The sequence below is a fragment of the Treponema denticola genome, assembly GCF_024181605.1.
GTDB classification, from domain to species: domain Bacteria; phylum Spirochaetota; class Spirochaetia; order Treponematales; family Treponemataceae; genus Treponema_B; species Treponema_B denticola_B.
In genome coordinates this window covers 1713938-1737429 of record NZ_CP054477.1, presented here as the reverse complement: position 1 = coordinate 1737429, position 23492 = coordinate 1713938, and the positions used below count along the sequence as shown (strand labels likewise).

Genomic DNA, 23492 nt, shown 5'->3' with positions numbered 1-23492 from the left:
GAACTTGAAAAAAACGGATATTTACGATAAAATAATCATAATTAATTTATATTGACGGAGGAATCTATGTCTTATGAAACTCTTGTTGAACAGATAAAAACCTTACCGGATGTTTACTTGGAAGATATTTCAAAATATGTGCAGTTTTTAATGTATCAATATGGACACGAAAAGATGTCTCTTTTAAAAGAATCGGATGAAGAATTTGAAGCCAATATGAATAAAGGTTTTACCGATATGATTAATGGAAATGTAACTCCTTTAAAAGATGCTTTTGAAGAAATAAAGTCAAGGTTTATTTAATGAAATACCAAGTTGTTATTTCAGATCAAGCAAAAGAAGATTTGAGCAGTATTTATTCTTACATATTAAATAATTTAAAATCAAAAATTAATGCCGATGCCGTTTTTAAGCGTCTTTATGAAGCAATGCAAGACTTAAATTTTATGCCGTATAGGTATCATCTATATCCAAAAGAACCATGGTTATCTCGTGGGATAAGATTCTTTAGTGTAGGTAATTATTCAATCTTTTACGCAGTTGATGAAGATACTTTAACTGTTACAATTATTCATGTGGTTTGCGGAGGTATACAATATGAGATTCCTGCTTCTGAGGGTGGAATCGACGGATTATTAAATAGTGGAAAAATTGAGCGAAGATGAGACTTTTAGAATTCAAAAGAACAAAATTGTTCGATGGCATTGAGGATGGACTATTCGATAAAGATTTTCAATTAAATATAGAGGGGAAATCTGTGTTATTTATTGTGGATGACATTACTCCACATAAATTAATAGACTGTCCGGTCAAACAAGATGTAATAAATAAATTGCATCTGGAATCAGATGGCATATCCAATATTGTGACAAAAGAGCAGCGATTACAGGTTTATTACTTAAATGAAGATGATTTGTTGATTATCTTTTCAATGGGTGAATATCAACCAGGAAGATACATGCTTTTCCTGGAAGGAGTCTTTCTTAAACTGAACTTATTTCCAACTTAAATAACTCCTCTGGATTACCTGTAGAACTCTTGGAATTCTCTGGGCAAAGTATTTCTATTTTCCAAGGGGCTTTAACTAATTCAGGATTGAAATATAAATAGCTAAGGAGTATTTTATTATGTTACATACTCCAACTGTTTTTGTAAAGAAATTTCTCCGTTTCACTCATTTGCCCAAAGGGGATGGCCAATTTCGATCCATTCGGTGCTTGTGCTTGCTGCAATGGTTCGCCTTGTACAGCTCCCGTTATAGACTGGACCCATAAAAAAAATAACCTTATGCATTATTTTTCTTTTTGCTTTAATTTTAATAGGAATTGCAGGCATAAACATCTACATGCTTTTTGGTAATGTTCAATGTGAAGCCTACATTCCTCGGCAAGAAAATACCGATAACTGGAAATGCAAAAGACTCATGGGATTTTTAAAAATAACCCCGCACGGCCGGCCAAAGGACGGCATGGCGGGGTTATTTTCAGATAATCGGAAAATCGATTAGATGTGGATAAATGCTCCGGGGCCGAGGGGCAGACCGAAGATGTACCAAATAATCATGAGGCCTATCCATGAAAGCAAGAATGCGATTGAATATGGCAACATGGTTGAAATCAATGTTCCAAGACCGGAATCTTCATCGTATTTTTTCATAAATACAACAATCATTGCAAAATAGCTCATCAAGGGCGTGATGAGGTTTGTACTTGAATCTCCGATTCGGTATGCAACCTGTGTTAAGGCAGGTGAAAGGCCGAGGTTTACCATCATGGGAACAAAGATAGGAGCCATAATAGCCCACTTTGCAGAAGCCGAACCCATGAAGAGGTTAAGGAAGGCCGAAATAATAACAAAGGAGATTATAAGCGGCAAGCCTGTAAAGCCGATGCTCTTTAAGAAGTTTGCACCGTTTACCGAAATAATTGTTCCGAGGTTTGTTTTTCCGAAGTAGTTTACAAACTGTGCAGCGAAAAAGCTCAATACGAGATAACCGCCCATCGAGCTCATAGCCTGCGACATACCCTTAACAAGATCGTGTGAAGAATTAATCTTTCCTGTTTTCTTTCCATAGATAAGACCGGGAATCAAGAAGATTAAAAGAATGACCGGTAAAAGGCCGCCGTGCATAAAGTTTGAAATTGAGCTTTCCCCTGTTTTAGGATCGATTTCTCTTAAAACTGCAAGACCGGGGAGCTTGGGAAGACCGAAAAGTCCGATGATTAAAATAACAGCCATAATTAAAACGGAAATACCTGCAAGTTTGAGTCCCTTGTTTTCAACATCGGAAATAGGCATATTATCCGGCTTATATGAGCCGTTATATGTTCCTAAGTTTTTTTCAACAATTTTTTCCGTAACAAATGTACCTACAACGGTAAGTATAAATGTCGAAACAATCATAAAGAACCAGTTACAAGTCGGGTCGATAGCTATATCCATTCCGGCATTGTGCAAGGCTTCAACCGTAATACCTGTCAAAAGAGGGTCGATTGTACCGAGCATGAGGTTGGCAGAGAAACCTCCCGAAACGCCTGCGAAAGCGGCTGCAAGACCGGCCATCGGGTGGCGGCCTGCATTAGCAAATACGATGGCTCCGAGGGGGATAACAACAACATAACCTGCGTCCGAAGCTACATTGCTCATAATACCTGCAAAAACAACAACAACAGTCAAAAGTCTGGGGTGAACACCTGAAAGAAGCTTTTTAAGAGAGGTATTGATAAGACCTGTCCATTCTGCAACGCCTACACCGAGCATGGCAACCAAAACTGTTCCCAAAGGTGCAAAGCCTGTAAAATTCTTTGTAGCAGTGTTTAGAATGTACCTAAGACCGTCAAGGTTTAAAAGCGAAACAGCTCCGATAGTAACTTCTTTTCCCTTTTTTGCATCAAAGTAGGTAACGGGGGTACCGTAGGCTTCTGCGAGTGCAGAAACGATGATTACAATGATACTTAAAATTAAGAAAATTATAGCAGGATGCGGCAGCTTGTTTCCGATCCTTTCAACTCCTTTGAGGAAGCCTGAAACTTCCTTGTTCTTTTTTTTATCCATGAAGAACTCCTAGAAAATGTATTTGCCTATGTAAAAAAGGCAGTTTCAGCATTATATATGATGATGTAAAATATGACAAGTTAGCCTTTCTAAATTCAGTAAATATTTTAGCATTATTTTTGCAGAATATTGATTTTTTTCCGAATTTTTATTATTTTTTATACATGAATATAGATAAGTATACAGTTAAAGCATCGGAAGCCGTTCAAGAGGCTTCTTCGCTTGCCCAAAGAGACGACCACAGTCAGGTTGAAAGTGAACATCTTTTATATGTTCTTTTAGAACAAGAGGACGGAATTGTTCCGCCTTTAGTAGAAAAAATCGGAGTAAGTCCCGAAAGCCTTTTGGATGAACTCGACAAAATGCTTGACAGAAAGCCACGTGTTACGGGACAGTCCGCTCAAACTTATATTTCGCCCTTACTTGCAAAGGTTTTTGCAAATGCTGAAGGCTATGCAGATAAATTAAAAGACGAATATGTTTCTACCGAACATCTTTTACTCGCTCTAAGCGAATCTAAGGACGAAACGGGAGAACTCTTGCGTTCACGCGGTATCAATCTAAAAAATCTCCTTTCTGCCTTAAAAGAGGTACGCGGAAACAACAGGGTAACGAGCGAAAATCCCGAATCTACATTCAGAAGTTTGGAAAAATTTTGCCGTGACCTTACACAGCTTGCAAAAAATGAAAAGATAGATCCCGTAATCGGGCGGGATGAAGAAATAAGGCGGGTAATGCAGGTGCTTTCCCGCAGAACAAAAAACAATCCCGTTTTAATCGGAGAACCGGGAGTCGGAAAAACAGCCATAGTCGAAGGTCTTGCAAGGCGTATCGTTTCAGGCGACGTGCCCGACAGCTTAAAGGGAAAAAGACTTTTATCCCTCGACCTCGGAGCCTTGGTTGCAGGAGCAAAATTCCGCGGCGAATTTGAAGAAAGATTAAAGGCCGTAATTTCCGAAGTGCAAAAGTCAGAAGGCAGCGTCATTCTCTTTATCGACGAACTTCACACCCTTGTCGGTGCCGGAGCAAGCGAAGGCTCGATGGATGCTTCAAACTTATTAAAGCCTGCCCTTGCCCGCGGAGAGCTCAGGGCGATAGGAGCCACTACCTTAAACGAATACCGAAAATACATCGAAAAAGATGCAGCCCTTGAACGCCGCTTCCAGCAGGTTTACTGTCCCGAACCTACGGTTGAAGACACAATAGCAATCCTGCGCGGCTTACAGGAAAAATATGAAGTTCATCACGGGGTACGCATAAGGGATGAAGCCCTGATAGCGGCAGCCGTACTTTCCAACCGTTATATCACAAACCGCTTTTTGCCCGATAAGGCAATCGACCTTGTAGATGAGGCTGCAAGCCGCCTTAAAATGGAAATAGAAAGCCAGCCTGTTGAGCTTGATCAGGTTGAGCGCAAAATTCTTCAATTGAATATCGAAAAGGTTTCTATAGGAAAAGAAAACGATACGGCCTCAAAGGAAAGGCTTTTAAAACTTGAAGAAGAATTGGCGGAGCTTTCTTCAAAACGGAATGCAATGCAGGCTCAATGGCAAAACGAAAAGTCCCGCATTAACGAATCCCGCAAATACAAGGAAGAATTGGAACAGCTCCGTATCGAAGAAACCAAGTACAGCCGTGAAGGAAACTTAAACAAGGCCGCCGAGCTAAAATACGGAAAAATTCCCGAACTTGAAAAGAAGATAGCAGCCGTTACTGCCGAGCTTGAAAAAAAGGCCGGCCAACAGGGACAGCTTTTACGCGAAGAAGTTTGCGAAGAAGATATAGCCCGAATCGTTTCAATGTGGACAGGTATTCCCGTCGCAAAAATGCTTGCAAGCGAAATGCAAAAATTTTTGCAGCTTGAAAAAGTTTTACAAACCCGCGTCGTCGGACAAGATGAAGCCGTAAGGGTGGTTTCGGATGCTATAAGAAGAAACAAGGCAGGCCTTTCCGATATGAACCGGCCCTTGGGAAGTTTTTTATGTATAGGCCCCACCGGTGTCGGCAAGACCGAATTGGCTAGAACCCTAGCCGACTTTTTGTTCAATGACGAAAAGGCGCTTACCCGAATTGATATGAGCGAGTACATGGAAAAACATTCCGTGAGCCGCCTGATAGGAGCACCCCCCGGATATGTGGGTTATGATGAGGGAGGCCAGCTTACCGAGGCCGTAAGACGGAGGCCCTACAGCGTAATCCTCTTTGACGAAATCGAAAAGGCCCATCAGGATGTTTTTAATGTCTTTTTGCAGATTTTGGATGACGGGCGTCTTACCGACGGACAAGGCCGTGTAGTCGATTTTAAGAACACAATTATAATTATGACCAGCAACATAGGTTCCGAGTATATATTGACCGCAAAGGACATGGGAAGCATAAAAGAAGAAATTAACCAAATCCTCCGCGATAATTTTAGACCCGAATTTTTAAACCGTATCGACGAAATCCTAACATTTAACAGGCTCGAAAAAGACCATATCCGAAAGATTGTCGATATTCAGCTAAGGTCAGTTGCAGAACGTTTGCAGGCCCGCAGGCTAGGCTTAAAAGTTTCGGATAAGGCTAAGGATTTTCTTGCAGACATAGGCTACGACCCCATGTTCGGGGCCCGCCCCCTAAAGAGGGCCATACAGGCCGAGCTTGAAAATAAACTCGCCCGCGAAGTCCTTGAAGGCAAATTCCCCGAAGGCAGCACAATAGTTGTGGACAAGGGAGAGGACAGCCTTATCTTTAAGAAGGGGTAAGAGGGTACACAGTCCTTGTCTTTTAGAAGATTAGGCTTAAAAACAGACTGCTACATTTTTGTAAAGGCTGTCTTAAAGATAAAATCCATATCGCTGTTCTCTTCGATGAGGGCAGCGAGTTTATCCAGTTCTTTTTCGAGCTCGGCATCGCTTTGTGCTTGGGTGTTGCATTTTTTATCATCGTCTATGAGGCTGTCCTCATCGGCAAGTTCCAAGTGCATGTAGGGGATAGTTGCTATCACAGGAATATTTACAAGGTCTTCAATCATCTTGATGCCGGGATCTAAAAGGCTCTTATCTCCGCGGAATTTATTTATAATCATGCCCTTAATTCTCTTCCTGTCTTTTTCGGGGAGGAGCATTACGGTTCCGTAGAGCTGGGCAAAGACACCGCCCCTGTCGATGTCGGCAATCAAGAGAACGGGAGCATCGGCCATCTCGGCCATGCCCATGTTGACAATGTCGTTTTGGTTTAGGTTTATTTCGGCAGGACTTCCTGCTCCCTCTATGACAACAATATCGTTTTCCTTTTCAAGTTTTTGAAAAGTTTCCAAAATCATAGGTTTACAGGTCTTTTTATACTCAAAATATTCCCTCGCCTTCATCTCTTTTTTTTCTTCCCCTAAGATTATAACCTTAGAGCCTACATCCGTTTTGGGTATGAGGAGAATCGGGTTCATTTCGGGACGGGGCTCAATACCGGCTGCTCGCGCTTGAAGGGCTTGAGCACTGCTTATCTTTTTTCCGTCAGCCGTGGTAAAAAAAACCGAGGACATATTTTGAGATTTAAAGGGAACAACTTTTAAGCCCTTCTTTTTAAAGATTCTGCAAAGGCCTGTACAAAAAAGGGACTTGCCCGCAGAGGAGGTAGTCCCTTGAATCATTATGCTTGCCATCGGTTTAGAGCACAAAGGCTATAATGTGGGCGACAAAGCCTGCAAAGAGGCCGCCGATAGTGTGGCTTAAAATAGCCTTGCCCGTCATCTCCTTTGTGTCGAGAGCATCCATCATTGCGATATGGGTAGAAATATAACCGCTCCAGCACATGCAGATGGCTGTAAAGACTGCTATATCGTTTGCATTTATTTTTCCGGCTAAAGACATTTCTTTTATAATGCCGAGGGCAGCTCCTGTAGAACCGAGTGCCGTAATCGGAACGGAGATAGCTTCAGGGCTGCTGAAGCCGTAAATAGGGTTCAATATAAAACTTAGTTTTTGACCAATCCATGGAAGAACGGCGATTCCTTCGCGGGCTCCTCCGGTATATGTACCGTCGGCACTAGGGCCGTTTGTAAGCATTATAACTATTGTGCAGATAATTACTACGCCCGGAATAATGGCTAAACCCATGCTGACACCCGATTTGCCTCCGTCAAGCATAGCCTGAATAAACCTTCCTCCGGCTCCGCCTTCTCTGACTGGGCGCATTTTTTCGGGGATGGGATCAACTCTTTTTGTAGAAACAAAGGCTTCCGTTCCGTAGCGTTTTTTTGAAAAGTAGATCATCAAGCGTACTGAAACTATACTTCCGGCTATTGCCCCGACGTTTCCTATCAAAGCTGCAGGAACTGCCGATTTTACGTTTAAGCCCATCATTGCCGTTGTGGTAATTAAGCCCATACCGAAGGCTGTGCCAAGGTTTGTAAGAGCAGGAAGCTGGTACTGTTTAAAATAGCGTCTAAAATTATCGTCATCGGCAAGTGTTAAAATTGCGGGGTTATCCGATAAAAAGCAGTTTAAGATACCGAGGGAGGAAGCTCCCGGTAAGTCGTACAAGGGTTTCATCAGTTTGGACAGGATTTTGTTAATCAAAGCGATGGTGCCGAATTCCGAAAAAAGTCCCGAAATAGCTCCGGCCAATACCGCTACAGCCATTAAATACAAACAGATATTGATAAGCAAATCAAAGCCTGTTTCCATCATGGTTTTAATCATATTTACGCCGCCCATAACCGAGCCGACCCCAAAAAAGAAAGCAGAAAACAAAGCTAAAAATATAAAGTTTTCTGCCCCAATTTCTTTCTTAAAAAAAGATTTAGTTTCCATACCTTTAAGCACTCCAAAGTAACTTGTAAGTTATTTTTGGATTATATTCAAACTATAGTTTTTTTTCAAGCAGGGGATAAATTAACGATTATAAATTGAAGATTAGGAATTTATACAATCCCGTTTTTAAAGGCAAAGGCGGCCAGCTGTGTTCTATCGGAGACAAAGGTCTTATCGAATATTACGGAAATATTGTTTTTTATTGTGCCTTCCGAAAGTCCTTGCTTGTAGGCAATCTGTTTATTTGAAAGCCCTTCCGAAACAAGTCTTATAATTTCTATTTCCTTTTGGCTCAAGCCGAACTCGTCTTGAATTTCAGTCAAGGGCCTTATAACTCTTTCTTCCTCTTCATGATTTTCAAAAAGCATGTTTTTTGCAACTTCAGGATTTATAACGATGTTCCCTGAAATAGCGGCCTTGATTCCGTCATAGATTACGTCCGGAGAACTGTCCTTTAAAAGATAGCCCGATGCTCCGTATTGAAGGGCTTTTTGAATATATTCGGTATCATTAAAGGTTGTGAGAATCAATATTTTTATATCGGGGAAACTTTTTTTTATTTTTTTTGTTGCTTCTACACCGTTACATTCCGGCATCCTTATATCCATGAGGAGGAGCTCAGGATTTTTTTCTTCGCATATTTTTAGGGCATCGTTTCCGTTGCTGCCTGTTGCAATAACCTCGATATCGGGATAGGATTGAAAAATAATTTTTAGCCCTTCACAGATGAGCTTTTCATCGTCGATAATAGCTATTCTCATAGGTTTAATATAGCACAGTTTTACTGGTGAATCAAGAACAGGGATTTTCAAATCCTCTTTACAGACTGTTCCATTTTAATTAGAATTAAAGAATATTTTAAGAGGTATCGTATTTTATGCAAAATTTATTGGATAATGTTCAAAAATGGCTTTCGGAATATTCAGTGAGAGGCGATATTTTTTGGCTGATTGCCGTTTTGGCTGTTTCTTTTATTCTTCATAAAGTGTTAAAGAAAATACTGTCGGGAACGGTAAAAAAAATACTGTCCCGCATTACAGCCAAAACAAAGAGCAAACTGGATGATTATATTTTTGATAAAATTCATGTAGAACGTGTTTCGCTGATTATATATATTTTTGCCTTTAATTTTTTGTCTCTAAAATTAAGTTTCGGAGCGGGGCTTATGCAAAAACTTGCAAGCCTTATTTCGATATGGATAATAATAAGACTTTTGCACGGCCTCTTGGACGGGCTTACAGCCTATACTGAAAACGAACCCCGATTTGCGGGAAAGCCTTACCGCAGTTATGTTCAGGTTTTTATCTTAATTGTTTATATTGCAGGCTTTATCATCGCTGCAGGAACAATCAGCGGAAAGTCTCCATGGTCTCTTTTAAGCGGAATAGGAGCTATGACGGCTGTTCTTCTTTTGGTCTTCCGCGAGACGATTCTTTCTTTTGTGGCAAGCCTCCAGATTTCTTCCTATGATTTGGTTAGAAGAGGCGATTGGATTTCGGTTCCAAAATATGATGCCGACGGAGATGTTACCGAGGTCGCCTTACATACGATAAAAATTCAAAACTGGGATAAAACCATTTCCGTTTTACCGACAAGCGACCTGATGCAAAGCGGCTTTAAAAACTGGCGGGGTATGCAGGAAACGGGAGGAAGGCGTATCAAGCGTTCAATCTTTTTGGATGTTTCTTCCGTAAAATTTATGGATGAAGAACTGAGACGCAGGGTAGGGAAGATAGATCTTTTAAAATCCTACTTTGCCGAAGTTGAAAGCTCGGACATAAGTGCCCAATACGGAAGCGATACGGAGCATCCCTTAAACGATAGAAGACTTACCAATATCGGCACCTTTAGAATGTATGTTACGCGCTATCTTCAAAGCCTTGATACTTTAAGAAAGGATTTGACCTTTTTGGTGCGCCAGCTTGAACCGGGAGCTACAGGCATCCCCTTGGAGATTTATGTTTTTACCGCAACAACCAACTGGGGAGAATACGAAAAGATTCAAGCCGATATTTTCGACCATCTTTTTGCGGCCGTCCACGAATTCGACCTTAGAATTTTCCAATATCCTGTAGGCGGTTTTTTGGCAAAAAATTAGGTTTTTAAAATAGAAGGTTTATATGTGTAAAAATAACCGGAAGGGCTTAAAATTATATAAATTCCTTAAATATGTACTTCTTGCAATAATCCTTATTATAATTGCAGGTTCCGTTTTCTCTCTTTTTAAGAAAAAAAACACAGATGAGGGTTTAAGGTCTGAAACTCCTTCGGAGATACGCGGAAAAAAGGCCCTTTATTCCGACTTGGGGCGGCTTAGGATTCCTACAGCCGATACCGCGCCCGGAACCCTTGTCGTTTTTCCCGTTTTGGAGTATAATTCTGAGGATAAGGCCTTTGAGGAAGAACTTGTCCAAAAAAAAGAAGATATCCGAAACAGCCTTATTGACTGGTTTTCGCAAAAAACCGTATATGAGCTTTATACCATGCCTGAAAACGAGGTTAAAAAAGAAGTATTGGCCGAGATAAATTCTATTCTAAATTTATCCCGTATAAAACGCATATATTTTAAGGACTTTGTTATTTTGGAATGAGGTTCCTAGAATCATATTTTGGAGGATTAAAATGAGCGGACAACCCGTTGCAGCTGCACAAATTATTATAGCTGTTGTTCCCATAGTCGGTATTGTTATGGCCGGCGTTTTAATTTTTTTCTACTTGTTTTGGCGTAACAAGCAGATAATCTGTCAAATTCAAACTAAAACATATACTCCGATAAAATTTAATTTATCGGGATTTTGCCTTATTTCGGGTATCCTTTTATTGATGATAGGCGGTGTTTTGACCGTTTTGTTTTCGATCATAGACGGACTAAGCTATGTACTTTTGGGCGGTCTTGTACCCTTAAGCTGCGGTATCGGTCTTTTGCTCTACTATTTTATTTCATCTAAGGCCGGAAAGGAGAAACTGAAAGATGATTAAATTTCCCAATTTACTCAGAAAAGAATCTCCTGAAGCCGTGCAAGACCGCCTCTTATGTAAGGCCGTCCTTGCGGGAAATACCGAAGCCTTCAGCCTCATTGCTTCAAAGTATCAAAAGCGTGTCTATTCTTTGGGAATGAGCTTTTTTAAAAACCATGATGACTCGGAAGATTTTGTGCAGGACATAATGCTTAAAACTTTTTCGGCCCTGCCTAAATTCCGCGGAGAGTCTTCTTTTTCTACGTGGCTTATGAGGATTGCCTATAATTCGGCAATAAACTCGGTTAAGCGTAAAAGAGAATTCGTTTCCGCCTTTGACGATTTTGAAATAAAAACAAATGATTTAACTCCCGAAGAAAGGCAAATTCAAAACTGTGTAAAAAATGCAATCAGGCGGGCAGTAAGCGGCCTCCCCGAAAAATACAGAATATGCATCGACCTTTATTTTTTTTATGATATGCCCTATGCCGATATAGAATCCGTTACGGGCATACCCGTAAATACGATTAAGTCCCATATTTTCCGCTCAAAAAAAATATTAAAAACCGAGCTCGAACATCAAGGAATTTACGGACAAGAGGAAAGCCCTGAATATCCCGTTTTATTTAAATTGAATTTGGCCTATGACATGTAATGAAGCTATTAACCGCTATATGATTCTTGATAAGCATGAGGCGGTTCCCTTTGCAGTTACCTTTCATCTTTTGCGGTGTAAAAAATGCCGAAGCCTTGTCCGTGCTCTTACACAGGCTTCTAATCTATATACTTCTTCTTTTCAGACCAAGGCAGATGATGCGCTTACGGAGAAAACAATGGTAAAAATTCAGTCTGCAATTCCCGATCTTTTAAGTCTTCAGGCAGAAAAATACCGGCTGACCAACGTAAGTATTTTGCCTTGGGCTGTCGTAGGAATATTGATGATTGTCGGTCTTGCCTGCATACCTTTTACAGCGATAGGTAAATGGGCTGCAGAGAATTTTAAGCTTAGTTTTGTTATTCCTTTTGTCCTTGTATTTGCAGTATTTGTGAGTGTTTACTCTGCAATTTTCGTTTACCGTAATCTTGATTTTTTTGTGAAGAAATTCGATTTAAAAAAAGAGAAGGCTTAGTGCCAGACTGCCGTAGGATTTATTGTTGCTCCGTTTTTGTAAACCGTAAAATGAACATGGGGGCCGGTACTTCTTCCTGTTGTGCCGACGGTTCCTATCTTACTTTGAGCGGTAACATATTTTCCTCTGGAAGTTAAAATAGTATGCATGTGTCCGTAAAGGGTTTGATAGCCTGAGTGATGCCTTATTATTACATAGTTACCGTATACATTGCTGTAACCTGTTGCGGCCACGGTTCCCGGAAGGGCTGCATAGATGGGGGCACCGAGGTATGTCGCAAGATCTATTCCGTTATGAAAGCTCCTCTTTTTTGTAAAAGGATCCCTCCTCCAGCCGTATCGGGAAGTTATCCTATATCTTCCGTGTATGGGAGACTTAAAAAGGTCGCCATTTATTTCTTGAAGGGTTACCCAGTCCAGTTTTGCATCGGGCAGGAAGATTGCGGCTCCTGCTTTTAGCACATTGTTATCCGAAATGTTATTGACCATGGCTAATTTTTCAAGTGAGATTTTATAGGTGTCGGCCAATTTTTCAGGAGTATCGCCTTTTTTCGGGGTATAAACAATTCCGTCCATAGAAGGAATTTTTAACAGCTGTCCTATTTGTAGGGTTCTTGTGTTTCTAAGTTTGTTTAAACTTATAATCGCATCCTGACTTACACCATAGCGGGAGGCAATTTCTCCTACCATATCGCCTTTTTTTACCGAATATACTATGTAGTCGAGAGGAGGAAGCGTTATTTCCGAAATTTCCTTATCAGGCCTAAAAGTCGGTAATCTTGTATCTCCTCCGCCCATTCCGCTATCCAATGCGGTTTCGGAAATACCGACGGGAGTAGACATATCCAATGCAAAATAGGCTGTACCCAGCACCAAGAGAAAAACGATTATACCTGCAAACAAATAGTTAGTTTTTTTCATTTGAACCTGCAAAACTTTTTCCATATAATTATCGGCAAAAGAGTGGAATTTATTCACCCTTTTCGGATGAATTATAATAAAAAACAAAAAAAAATGCAAGGTAATAGGCAACTTTAAATCATTTAAATTGTCTAAATAATTATGAAAGAAGAAAAAATTAAACGCAGATATTCTATAGGTGAAGAAATTGCAAATGCCGTAACTCACGGAATAGGGGCAGGTCTTTCGGTTGCAGCCCTCGTGCTTTTAGTTATAAGGGCTGCCCGTTATGCTCCGCCGGATTTAAAGGCTGCTTACGTAGTAGGCTTTACCATTTTCGGAGCTTCCTTAATAATTCTCTATCTTTTTTCGACCCTATACCACGCTCTTCCGTTAAAGGCAAAAAAAGTATTCGGTATTTTCGATCACTGTTCAATCTATGTACTGATAGCAGGAACCTACACTGCCTACTGCCTTTCTGCCCTTCACGGAGCTGTCGGCTGGACAATCTTCGGCATTATCTGGGGAATGGCTGTTCTAGGTATAGTTTTATACTCGATATTCGGAAGCCGGGTAAGAATTTTATCGGTTATTACCTATATCCCCATGGGTTGGCTCATCATCTTTGCAGCAAAACCTTTAAAAGAACAGCTCCCGCTTTTAAGCTTTAGGTTTTTGCTGATAGGCGGAATTATTTATACTGCCGGCTGTATCTTTTATGCAATGAAGAAGGTAAAATGGGCACACAGTATCTGGCACCTCTTTGTTATCGGCGGGAGTATAATGCACTTTTTTTCGCTTTATTATAGTTTGTAAAAAGAAAAGTGGGCCCAGCTGGACTTGAACCGGCGACCCGCGGATTATGAGTCCGCTGCTCTAACCAACTGAGCTATGGGCCCTTAAAAAGAGTTTTGAGTATATCAAAAACTTTAAAACTTGTCAATCGGTCAATGAAAAATATACGTCCGTGTATATTTTTCATCTTAGAGTTTTGCCTAACGGCAAAACATCGACAGGATGTCGATTACTGTCAACTATTGCGATGTTTTTCAAAGCTTGTCTTTGAAAAACTCGGTGTCAAATGAGTACAAGGATGTACGAATTTGACATAACCACCGCCGTCCGTGGCGGTTAATGAATATACATCCTTGTATATTTTTTATGGTAAACTTGTGCCGGTTTTCGGTAAAAAATTTGCTTCGTTGTTCACTAAATTGGGAGAGGGTTTGGGGCCGAATTCGCTGACTCCGTATTTATCGAATTTTTCTGCCGGTTCTTTTAAAGGTGCCGAAAAGCCCAAATCTATGTCAGAAAAAGAAGCACTCATAGAGATGAATTTTTTAGGTTTGGACGGCGAAAGGGCTAAAATTTTATCGGTATATGCTTCCCCATCGTATAAGAATTTTTCACATTTTTGTTTTGTTACAAAAAGGTTGCAATCTGCCTTTTCTTCGGCTATTTGAATCTTTGCCGTTGAGGTGTTTAAGCAAAAATCGGCCGCAGTTACAATCCCGTTATTAAAGGTAAGGCTGCCGTTTGAAAGTGCAATCAGGCTGTTTTTTAAACGTGAGCCTGTAATTTCAGCCCGATTAAAATTCCCCGAAACCGAAAAATGGACGGCCTTTATGCCTTCAATTTTTATTGAAGAATGACTTGCAAGAATTCTGCATGATTCAAGTAAAAAATCTTTCGGAACATAGATAAAAAGTTTTCCGCTTGCCGGTTTTATCTCGGTAAACCTTAATTTCTTTTTATGTTCAACTATCGAAAGTTTTGTACCCGCATTGAGCTCCGCTTTATAAGCTATTGTGTCCCCGTCATAGGTACTTATAAAAATATCGACTTTCGACACGGCGGCTTCTATATTTACAACCCTCTTTTGAACCCTTGTCAAAGCGTCAAAATCTTGGGCAAAGGAGTAAAATAGAAAAAGAGAAAAAAAACATAAACCAAAAATTCTAACCTTCAATTTTTGCATTTTCGTTCCAATAATAGGAATCGGGATAATTTCTTTTGCCGAAAATTGCCGTACCTACTCTTATTAGGGTTGAGCCTTCTTCGATAGCAACTTCAAGATCTCCCGTCATTCCCATAGAAACAACCTCCATCGAAACATTGGGAATGTTTTTTTCGGTTATTTCTTTTCGAATTTTTTGCAGGAGCTTAAAACAAAGTCTCACCTTATCCATATCATCGGAAAAAAGTCCTATTGTCATAAGGCCTTTTATTTTTAAGCAGGGAAGTTTTGCAATTTTTTCGGTTAGAGCAAGGGCTTCTTCAGGCTTACATCCGAATTTGCTTTCTTCTTGAGAGGTGTTTACCTGAATTAAAATATCCATGGTCTTCCCCTCGGATTCAAGTCTTTTGCTAAGCTTTTCAGCTAGGTCAAGCCTATCGACAGACTCAATGCAGTCTGCATATTTTATTACGTCCTTAATCTTATTGGTTTGCAGGTGCCCTATAAAATGAGTCTCGTGTTTTACCGATGAAAGAGACTCATACTTTTCGCATAGCTCTTGAACCTTGTTTTCGCCTATTAAAAGTTCACCATATTCAAAGGCCTTTAAGATTCTCTCCGGTGTAACGGTCTTTGTCGCCATAAGAAGCCTTACCTCTTTAGGATCCCTTCCGCAGGCCTTACAAGCCTCTTCCATCCGTCTATGCACTTCTTCCAAATTTATTTTAATATCGTCCTTCATAAATTACCTCACATTTGTCTATGGTATAATCAGGTTCAAAATATATAGATACGATTTTTTCATATCAAACATAGTTTCCTCCATAGACAATAGCTGATTATAACACATTGTGCAGCCTTTTCCAAGTGAAAGTACGGTAATTTTTGAAGATATAAAATAAAACCGCCAAGGCCGAGAGGGACCGCAAAGGGTAAATTTAAGAATGCATTATTAAGACAGAATCAAAACATCTTTGCTAAGTTGAGCGTAAGCTCAACGCTTTGCGCTCGCTGCGGTTAAACAAAAAAATCCCAAAAAGTTGTAATTTACGGCGAAAAGTGCTATACTGTACCATAATGACATACAAACGCACCGATAGCAGTTACAAAAAATATGTTTTCAGATTGGAACAATTCAATCCAAAAAACAAAATCCCCTAAGAAGGAGTAATAAGTGATGAAAAAACTTTTAAAGATTTTAACAACGATTGCGGCAGTGCTGACAGCCGCCGTTGTATTTACAACTTGTAAACAATTTAGGGATGACCCTGAAGATTTTTTAAGCTACTGGTCCAGCGAAGTTGTTCCTATTGACTTCAGCATCAATAAGCCCTATCAAATGAGTAATGACGGAGCACTGTGCATACCCTCTGCAGACGATGTAAAGCTTACGATAAAACTGCGTAATCCGAGAAAATTTACCCTCATTATGCCGACATCCGTCTTAGATGCGGGGAAAGTTATCAATTTCCCCGGGTTTCCTTCAGATCAGCAGCCTAGATACAACATTGACTACACCTTTAAACAGACAGGCGATATGCTCGAACTCACGTACAATTCAGCCTTTTTAAAAAAACATGAGTGGAGTAACGGCGGCATAGGCCCCGAAATTACCCTGATTTCCACGGACGGCAGAAAATTCGGTAAAAAGTTCAGTTTGAATATTGAAGTGAATACTCCGCCGCCTGAAATCGGTGATATAACGATAGCAAAAACAAAAACCGGCGGTATGTACGTACTGCATTTTAAAGCCGGCGGTATGGCCGTTCCGTTCGATTCCACCACTCTTTTGCATAAAGACATCGCATACCTTAATGTACAAAAAGAAGACGGCACGGGCATAAAAATACCGATTAGCGCACAGGCTTCCCAATTCGACACATCGAATGGGGGTCCTTTTCTCTTGCCATCAACGGGTGTTGACCCGCTCATTGATACGATTACGTCCGGAAATTGGGAGCTATACGTTAAAACCGATACGGGCCTTACGGAAAGCACGCTCCCCCAAAAATACACAGTCCGGCTGATTGACAGGAAAGGCCTTTCTTCGGCACCAAAAGAAGCGAAGACTTTAGGTTATATCCCTGATTTAAGCGACAATACGAAGGCATGGAAAAAGTTAAAACAAGCCGTCGAAAGTGCAGAGGCTGGCGGCATTATAACCGTCATGGGTAATGTTAAAGCAACAAACGGTACCGGCAATAATGGAGAAATCAATGTAACGACAAGCCTTACCATAAAGGGCAAAATCGGAACAACACTCGATGCAAATCAAAATGCGTTAGGTCTAAACGCTCACCGCATCTTTACCGTAACGGGAGATAAGACGGAGCTCACGCTCGAAAACCTGACACTCAAAAACGGTTATGCAAACAAATCCTCTTCCTATGAGACTGGCGGTGCCATTGACGCTGCCGGAATAAAAACCTTGACGCTTAAATACTGCACTATCAAAGACTGTACAGCGTACAGCGGAGGCGGTATATTTTTGAACGGCAGGGTAGAGGCCGTACTTGAAAGTTGTACCATTATGGGCTGCACGGCAACCGGCGCTGCCGGAGGGGCAATCTATGCCGGCAATAGTGACGACAAGCAGCCGGTTGTCCGCATTAAAAGCGGGATCATCAAAGATAACACCGGGCACATCACAGGCGGTGCTATCGATATTACCCGAGGAAGTCTGTATATCAACACGGATGAAAACGGTGCCCCCGACACTATGAGTACTACAACACAAATAGAAGATAATAAGGTTATAGCGTCGGGCGGAGGAGGCAACTTAGGCGGCGGTATAAACTGCCATTGGGATCCGGACAAACCCGGCGAGCTTAAAATACACAACGCAAAAATCAAAAACTGCAATATCAAGTATGACTCCCACCCCGCCGCCGACAAGACCGGACACGGAGCGGGCATCTCCGTTTACGGAAACGGAAAGGTGTCTTTATCAAACGTAACACTAAACCAATGCGGGTTCATCGGTGAAAGCTCTGGCAACGAGTTCGGCCAAAAGCAGGGCGGCGGCATTTATCTTCGAAAGGTGCCAAAGGCAACTATTGAAGGTTGTACTATTGAGGGTATTACAGGTACCATAACCGCCAACGAAGGCGGCGGCATCTATGCTGAGGACAGTAACCTAACGATAGAAGATACCGTAATTAAAAACAACATGGTAGAAAAAAAAGGCGGGGGCCTGTATGTTCAGGCAGCTTATGCCGATGTAACCCTCACTATAAAAGGGACCACTAAATTCGAGAGCAACAGTGTAAATCTTAGTCCCGGTGATTCCTTAGGCGGCGGTATTTATATGAAAGGCCGCTCAGGAAAACCCGTAACGGCAGTTATGACAGGCGGCGAAATTAAAATCAATCAAGCCCAAGAAGGCGGCGGTATATATATCGACAGGAATGCCTCGTTTACCATGAAAGGCGGCTCATTGTCTGGTAACGCAGTGCAAGCAGGCGGTAAAGGCGGAGGTGTCTACCTTGCCGCCGGCGGTACATTTACGATGAGCGGCAGCGCAAAAGTTGATACAAGTGATCCCAATGAAAACGACGTGTATTTAAAAGCCGGCAAAATGATAACCCTTGCCGGCCCCTTGGCCGGTACGGCTCCCGTTACACGCATTACGCCTGAAAACTACGAGCCTGCTCCCGGCGTTTTCGCGCAGGTGCTTACGGGCGATATAACAGAAGGTACACCGCAGAATTATGAAAGATTTACCGTAACGCCGGAGATCGGTCAGATGTGGATAGTAGACAGCAACGGTAAGCTGAAAAAACCGTAGATACCGGGGAACGGGGTAATTGTTGGCGGTACTCTAAGCCTTTTTGCGGGACGGGTTCCCACCTGTGCCCTGGAGCGTCTTCCTTTCCTAAATAAAAAACTTTGATGAGGAGGAATATATGACAAAATCTAAAACTCACAAAAAGAAGGGAGCCGCGGCAATCATCACAGCCGCAGTTTTGGTGCTCATTGCGCTGTTCGGTATGGCCGCGTGCTCGAATGCGGCGCAACCCGGTACGGGCGATTCCGCCGGCGCTTCGACGCCTAAGTACACCATTACCTTCGGTGTCGGAAGCGGACTCGGCACGCTTAAAGCCCAAGTTGACGGCAAGGAACTCAATTCAGGCGATCAAGTGGAAAAAGGTGAAACCCTTGTCTTTACCGCAGAACCCGCTCAGGATTATGTACTGGGACAGTGGACAAACGCCGGCACAGTCATCGGCGAAGCGAGTACGAATACAAGCTATAATTACACCGTAACGGCAAATGCGGACATAAAGGTGAAATTTCAGGCCCCCTTTATAGAAGGCGGAGCATCTCTCATCTTAAGCCCCGACAAACTTGACATCGAAGTTAGGGTAAGAACCTCAGACGATACCCCCGTAACGGTAGAAGGCTGTACCGAAACGGAGCTTCAAAGCGGTACCCAAACTACAACACTGCATGCAAAAGGCACGAGGGTTATCCTCAAAGGTAAGATCACCGATCTTGATTGCCGCTACCTCAACCGGCTAACCGCTCTTAACGTGCAGGGCTGTACCGCTTTGCGATATCTGTCCTGCTACGTCAATCAGCTAACCGCCCTTAATGTACAAGGCTTAACCGCTTTGCAAGGGTTGTCCTGCCAGGACAATCAGCTTACCGAACTTAATGTGCAGGGCTGTACCGCTTTGCAAGGGCTGGAGAGCCGTCACAATAAACTAATCGCTCTTAACGTGCAGGGCTGTACCGCTTTGCGATATCTGTCCTGCTGGAACAATCAGCTCACCGATCTTAACGTGCAGGGCTTAACCGCTTTGCGAAGTCTGGTCTGCGACAGCAATCGGCTTACCGCCCTTAACGTGCAGGACTTGCCCGCTTTGCAAGGGCTGAGCTGCGGTGACAATCAGCTCACAGCTCTTAACGTGCAGGGCTGTACCGCTTTGCGATATCTGTCCTGCTGCGTCAATCAGCTTAATGCAGACGCATTTAAAAAGCTCTTTGACGATTTACCGCAACGGCAGGATAGTGATGATGCGAAGTGTATTCTTTACACCGAAAAAAACGGCGTTACCGAAGGCAATCACACAGACTTTACCGCTCCGTCGGACTTAGCAGACTCCTTTAATAATGTAAAAACGGTAAAGAAGTGGAAGATGTATAAGTATAATGCAGGCTGGAATATGGTTGAGCTTTAACGCCGCACTCGAGCGTTTCGCACCGCTCTATGCGAGCCTCTCGTATGCCGTTATACGAATGGCTCGTACCGCCCTATGCGAGCCTCTCGTATCGGGCGGAACAGGGGGCAGTTACATTAAGGAAACCGCCAAGGCCGCAAAGCGTTGAACTTCGCTCAACTTCGCAAAGAGGAAAATTAAATATCTTAACAAAGCTCCCCTAAAATTCCCTTTTAAAACTTGTTAAATTTATTGACAAGAACCTCTTTTGCGGTTAAAATAGATATTATGCTATGAGCAATTATTAAACTTGGAAATTTTGCAGGAGGATGGTATGGCTTCAAAAATAGGAATAAAACTTGCAGACGGGACATTTTTCCCGATTTTAGATGAAGATGCTCTTTCCGAGCAGTCTTTGGAATTGACTACGGTTAGGGATGATCAAGAAAGTGTTCAAATAAATTTATTTAAACAAGTTGACGGAACAGAGCCGGAATATATAGGCTCCCTTATCGTAGAAGATGTTTCAACAGGCTCTGCAGGTGATCCCACTATAAATTTAAAAATAAAGCTTGATGAAGAAAAAAATCTTTCTGCAGAAGCAGTAGATGAGGGCTCAGGCTCGCATCAATCTCTAAAAGTTTCCTTAAAAAATCTTGATGAGGCAAGCCTTGAAGGTCTGGATTTCGATTTCGCCTCGTTTGATTCCTCATCCGATTTTAAAAGCGGTGATGATGATTATTTTATAAAAGAAAGCGATGACCTTTCTTTTGATGAGCCGCTTGAATCTGGGGCCGATTCCCAACTTTACGGTAATGATGAAGAAAAATCCGAAAAAAAGAAAAAGATGCCTCTTTGGCTGATAATTCTTATAATAATTCTTTGTATAACGGCTTTGGTATTTGCAATCCTTCTTTTGACAAAAAAAATGCCCTTTGCCGATAAGGATAAGATAGCTTCAGCTCCTGAAAAGGTTGAACAGGTGCAAGAGTCTAAAAAAGATGTAAATGCGACAACCTCTAATGCTCCTCAAGAAAATGCAGAAGAAAAGGCCGCTGCCGAAGCCAAGAGAAAAGCTGAAGAGGAAGAAAGGCAAAAGGCTGCTGCTGAAGCTCAAAAGAAAGCTGAAGAAGAAGCCAAGCAAAAGGCTGAAGCTGAGGCTAAAAAGAAAGCTGAAGAAGAGGCTAAACAAAAAGCTGATGCAAAGAAAAAAGCTGAAGCTCAAAAAAAATCGAATGTAAATTCCAATGGAGCTGTACGGTACAAAGTCAAATGGGGAGATACCCTTTGGGATCTATCCGAGACCTATTATAAAACACCTTGGCTCTATAAAAAAATAGCGGATTACAATAAAATCAAAAATCCGAACCTGATTATAGCAGGAACTTATATAGATATTCCGCCTAAATAATTTTTAAGAGGATAGCTTTATAACTTCCAAATTTATCCGTATCGCTTTAATATGGTTCTTTTTGTGCGTTTGTCTTTGCAGTGTTTCCTGTGCGGGCTCTTATGATAAAACGGAAGAAGCCCGCCTGATTGAGGACCTTTATTCGGAAAATTTTTACCGCTTTTTAAAACCTCAACCTTTGGAATTAAAGAAGCTGTATAATACAGACCCTTCGTCCTTGTACTATATAGGTTTTGCCCTCCAAAATGCGAAGGTAAGGGCTTCGGATAAAAAAATCTATGATACATCGGCTAGGGCTTATTTTGAGTACGCAATAAAAAATGCTCCAATGCCATATAAAAAACTGGCCGATGATGCTCTTTATTCTCTTTTATTCAATGAAGAAAAACTTACGCGTCTTGAAAAAAAACTTGCTTTACCCGAAGCTATCCAATTAGACAATAAATTAGACAATCAAACAATAAGAGAAGAAATTCAAAGACTCCTATTCCTATCGGGGAATTTTAAAAAAATGGAGCAGCCCTTGCCTGAGTATCTTAACGCACAAAAATTTGATGCGGAAATTATTGAAGGTCTAAAAAATATCGAAAAAAACAAAAATGAATTAAAAGGCTGCGGAGACGATTTTTTTAATATTCTAAAAGCAAGAAAGTTAAACTTTGAATCTCGGTTTAAAGATGCGTGGATTATTTTTAAAAGTTTAATGGAAGCAGAAGGTAACCCGTGCTTTGAATATAGGATGGTTCTCTCTGATGCAGGAAGAGCTGCCTTATCAGGTTCAATGGATTACGCTTCCGATGTGCTGCTTTTTGAAAATCGGCTTGACTTTTATGAAAAAAAATCCGTAAACCATTCCGACTATGCCGTACAAAAATACATGTATGCTTTTTATGCTGCCCGCCTGCGGCTAAAGATGGGCGGAAAGGAAAATACCGAAAAGGCTCTTTTACTTTTTAAAAAGGCTAAAACCTATCCGCCCCAACCTTACGATTATGACGTTGCCCTCTGGTACATCCTCGATATAGAAAAAAATAGGTCATTTAAGGTATTTTTTGATGAGCTTTGCTCATCTGCTCCTTCATGGAAGAATCCTGCGGTTTATGAAGAACTGACAGCTCATGCTTGTATGAAGCTGGTTTTTTCTCAAGATTGGAAAAGTCTTGAAAAACTTCAAAAAGCCGTTCAAAAAACAAATCTTCTGACGGCACGAGCCCGTCTTGCTTATATTCTTGCGCGTTCTAAAAAATCATCGGATGCAGAGTCTCAAAAGCTTTACCGTGAAGCCTATGAAAAAGATCATAATTCCTTTTATTACAGGCTCATGGCTGCTTATCAGCTTGGGCTTCCTATTTCCTCTTCCCCATACGGTAAAAATTATAAAAGAAAAAGCGGCAGCGGCTTTTCGGATGAAGAGACTGTTCGGATTCTAAAAGGTTTTGTAAAATATAAACTTTATTCCCAACTGTACAATAAAATTACCGTTTTATATCCTCAGATCAGTACGGAAGAAGCCGCTGTTTTTTCGCGAGCTTTATCGGAAAACGGCTATTATGCCGACTCCATGAGGATTATGACCTTTGCGGTCAACTCCGAAGGAGCCGAATTTGGAGATGAACACTTAAAGTTGATTTATCCTCGGCCTTGGCTTGAGCCGGTTAAAAGATATGCGGCAGAATACAATTTACCGGAGTATCTTTTATACGCCCTGCTTAGAAGCGAAAGTTATTTTAAGCCTGAGGTTGTTTCCCATGCGGGGGCGATAGGGCTTGCCCAGCTTATGAAGCCTACTGCTGCCGACATTGCCCGCCGCCTAAAGCTGGAATCTTATGACCTTAACAATCCCGATACGAATATCCGTTTCGGGGCATTCTATCTTTCGGATATGATACGCCGTAATGGCGGAAAAATTATGCATGCTCTTTTTTCTTATAATGCAGGTCCCAATGCAGTCAAACGCTGGGTAAGGCAGGCCGGTGATTTACCGACTGACTTGTTTTTAGAAAGTCTTGCTTATGCGGAAACAAGGGGCTACGGCAGAAATGTGCTTGCCGCCGCAATTATCTACGGGCATTTATATTACAATAAAACCTACCGCGAAATTATAAAAGAGCTTTTTCCGGATATTTAACAC

General features: G+C 41.5%; 21 protein-coding genes, 1 tRNA gene and 1 pseudogene. 15 read left to right on the top strand and 8 right to left on the bottom strand.

Features of this window, described 5'->3' with window-relative positions:
* The first annotated feature begins 66 nt into the window (after positions 1-66).
* The 4 genes and pseudogenes from E4N80_RS08060 to E4N80_RS12970 form a co-directional block, all read left to right on the top strand.
* Positions 67-303 carry a hypothetical protein gene (locus E4N80_RS08060; RefSeq protein WP_253698712.1) on the top strand — a complete coding sequence of 79 codons (237 nt, stop codon included), beginning with the start codon at positions 67-69 and terminating at the stop codon, positions 301-303.
* A complete protein-coding gene (locus E4N80_RS08055) occupies positions 303-665 on the top strand; it encodes a type II toxin-antitoxin system RelE/ParE family toxin (RefSeq protein WP_002667766.1) in 363 nt (120 codons plus the stop codon). The genes E4N80_RS08060 and E4N80_RS08055 overlap by 1 nt, the downstream gene beginning before the upstream one ends.
* Positions 662-1009, top strand: a complete 348-nt coding sequence (locus E4N80_RS08050) for a hypothetical protein (RefSeq protein WP_002674291.1) — start codon at positions 662-664, stop codon at positions 1007-1009. The genes E4N80_RS08055 and E4N80_RS08050 overlap by 4 nt, the downstream gene beginning before the upstream one ends.
* 334 nt (positions 1010-1343) lie before the next feature.
* A pseudogene (locus tag E4N80_RS12970) lies at positions 1344-1436 on the top strand (SanA/YdcF family protein); the annotation flags it as partial.
* A 67-nt stretch (positions 1437-1503) separates the two neighbouring features.
* Here E4N80_RS12970 and E4N80_RS08045 read toward each other — a convergent pair.
* Positions 1504-3054: an AbgT family transporter gene (locus E4N80_RS08045; RefSeq protein WP_253698710.1), complete on the bottom strand. Its 1551-nt coding sequence runs from the start codon at positions 3052-3054 to the stop codon at positions 1504-1506.
* A gap of 164 nt (positions 3055-3218) precedes the next feature.
* Between E4N80_RS08045 and clpB the strand changes: the two genes are divergently transcribed.
* Complete coding sequence (clpB, locus tag E4N80_RS08040) at positions 3219-5798, top strand: ATP-dependent chaperone ClpB (protein ID WP_253698709.1); 2580 nt, start codon at positions 3219-3221, stop codon at positions 5796-5798.
* 50 nt (positions 5799-5848) lie between these two features.
* Here the strand turns inward: clpB and E4N80_RS08035 are convergent, their stop codons facing one another.
* The 3 genes from E4N80_RS08035 to E4N80_RS08025 all read right to left on the bottom strand — a co-directional run bounded on the left by E4N80_RS08035 (position 5849) and on the right by E4N80_RS08025 (position 8605).
* The gene (locus E4N80_RS08035; protein WP_253698708.1) at positions 5849-6694 is read right to left on the bottom strand and encodes a cobyric acid synthase; all 846 of its coding nucleotides are present in this window, start codon (positions 6692-6694) and stop codon (positions 5849-5851) included.
* A 4-nt stretch (positions 6695-6698) separates the two neighbouring features.
* On the bottom strand, positions 6699-7844 hold the full coding sequence (locus E4N80_RS08030) for a CD0519/CD1768 family membrane protein (protein ID WP_253698706.1): 1146 nt from the start codon (positions 7842-7844) through the stop codon (positions 6699-6701).
* Positions 7845-7954: 110 nt separating this feature from the next.
* Positions 7955-8605: a response regulator transcription factor gene (locus tag E4N80_RS08025; protein ID WP_253698704.1), complete on the bottom strand. Its 651-nt coding sequence runs from the start codon at positions 8603-8605 to the stop codon at positions 7955-7957.
* A gap of 116 nt (positions 8606-8721) precedes the next feature.
* Between E4N80_RS08025 and E4N80_RS08020 the strand changes: the two genes are divergently transcribed.
* Genes E4N80_RS08020 through E4N80_RS08000 form a run of 5 tightly spaced genes read left to right on the top strand, consistent with a single transcriptional unit; the run spans position 8722 to position 11932 of the window.
* A complete protein-coding gene (locus tag E4N80_RS08020; RefSeq protein WP_253698702.1) occupies positions 8722-9942 on the top strand; it encodes a mechanosensitive ion channel family protein in 1221 nt (406 codons plus the stop codon).
* Positions 9943-9964: 22 nt separating this feature from the next.
* Entirely contained in the window at positions 9965-10435 is a 471-nt protein-coding gene (locus E4N80_RS08015; protein ID WP_253698700.1) for a flagellar basal body-associated FliL family protein, read from the top strand.
* Between the two features lie 31 nt (positions 10436-10466).
* Entirely contained in the window at positions 10467-10823 is a 357-nt protein-coding gene (locus tag E4N80_RS08010) for a hypothetical protein (protein WP_253698699.1), read from the top strand.
* Positions 10816-11457 carry an RNA polymerase sigma factor gene (locus E4N80_RS08005; RefSeq protein WP_253698698.1) on the top strand — a complete coding sequence of 214 codons (642 nt, stop codon included), beginning with the start codon at positions 10816-10818 and terminating at the stop codon, positions 11455-11457. Before E4N80_RS08010 ends, E4N80_RS08005 begins: the two co-directional genes overlap by 8 nt.
* Complete coding sequence (locus E4N80_RS08000; protein ID WP_253698697.1) at positions 11447-11932, top strand: hypothetical protein; 486 nt, start codon at positions 11447-11449, stop codon at positions 11930-11932. Before E4N80_RS08005 ends, E4N80_RS08000 begins: the two co-directional genes overlap by 11 nt.
* Here the strand turns inward: E4N80_RS08000 and E4N80_RS07995 are convergent.
* Positions 11929-12852, bottom strand: a complete 924-nt coding sequence (locus E4N80_RS07995) for a M23 family metallopeptidase (RefSeq protein ID WP_253698695.1) — start codon at positions 12850-12852, stop codon at positions 11929-11931. The genes E4N80_RS08000 and E4N80_RS07995 overlap by 4 nt on opposite strands.
* A gap of 141 nt (positions 12853-12993) precedes the next feature.
* On the opposite strand from E4N80_RS07995, the gene trhA reads away from it, so the two are divergent.
* Complete coding sequence (gene trhA, locus E4N80_RS07990; RefSeq protein ID WP_253698693.1) at positions 12994-13647, top strand: PAQR family membrane homeostasis protein TrhA; 654 nt, start codon at positions 12994-12996, stop codon at positions 13645-13647.
* 9 nt (positions 13648-13656) lie between these two features.
* Here the strand turns inward: trhA and E4N80_RS07985 are convergent.
* The 3 genes from E4N80_RS07985 to E4N80_RS07975 all read right to left on the bottom strand — a co-directional run bounded on the left by E4N80_RS07985 (position 13657) and on the right by E4N80_RS07975 (position 15530).
* Positions 13657-13730 (bottom strand) — tRNA-Ile (locus tag E4N80_RS07985).
* A 260-nt stretch (positions 13731-13990) separates the two neighbouring features.
* Positions 13991-14809, bottom strand: a complete 819-nt coding sequence (locus E4N80_RS07980) for a DUF4097 domain-containing protein (RefSeq protein WP_253698692.1) — start codon at positions 14807-14809, stop codon at positions 13991-13993.
* Positions 14790-15530, bottom strand: a complete 741-nt coding sequence (locus tag E4N80_RS07975; protein ID WP_253698690.1) for a YggS family pyridoxal phosphate-dependent enzyme — start codon at positions 15528-15530, stop codon at positions 14790-14792. Before E4N80_RS07975 ends, E4N80_RS07980 begins: the two co-directional genes overlap by 20 nt.
* Before the next feature lie 435 nt (positions 15531-15965).
* Between E4N80_RS07975 and E4N80_RS07970 the strand changes: the two genes are divergently transcribed.
* The 4 genes from E4N80_RS07970 (at position 15966) to E4N80_RS07955 (ending at position 23489) form a co-directional block, all read left to right on the top strand.
* Entirely contained in the window at positions 15966-18575 is a 2610-nt protein-coding gene (locus E4N80_RS07970; RefSeq protein WP_253698689.1) for a right-handed parallel beta-helix repeat-containing protein, read from the top strand.
* 118 nt (positions 18576-18693) lie between these two features.
* On the top strand, positions 18694-19971 hold the full coding sequence (locus E4N80_RS07965; protein ID WP_253718052.1) for a leucine-rich repeat domain-containing protein: 1278 nt from the start codon (positions 18694-18696) through the stop codon (positions 19969-19971).
* A gap of 313 nt (positions 19972-20284) precedes the next feature.
* Complete coding sequence (locus E4N80_RS07960) at positions 20285-21361, top strand: LysM peptidoglycan-binding domain-containing protein (protein WP_253698687.1); 1077 nt, start codon at positions 20285-20287, stop codon at positions 21359-21361.
* 61 nt (positions 21362-21422) lie between these two features.
* Positions 21423-23489, top strand: coding sequence for a flagellar assembly lytic transglycosylase (locus E4N80_RS07955; protein WP_253698685.1), 2067 nt, complete (start codon positions 21423-21425; stop codon positions 23487-23489).
* Positions 23490-23492: the final 3 nt, after the last annotated feature.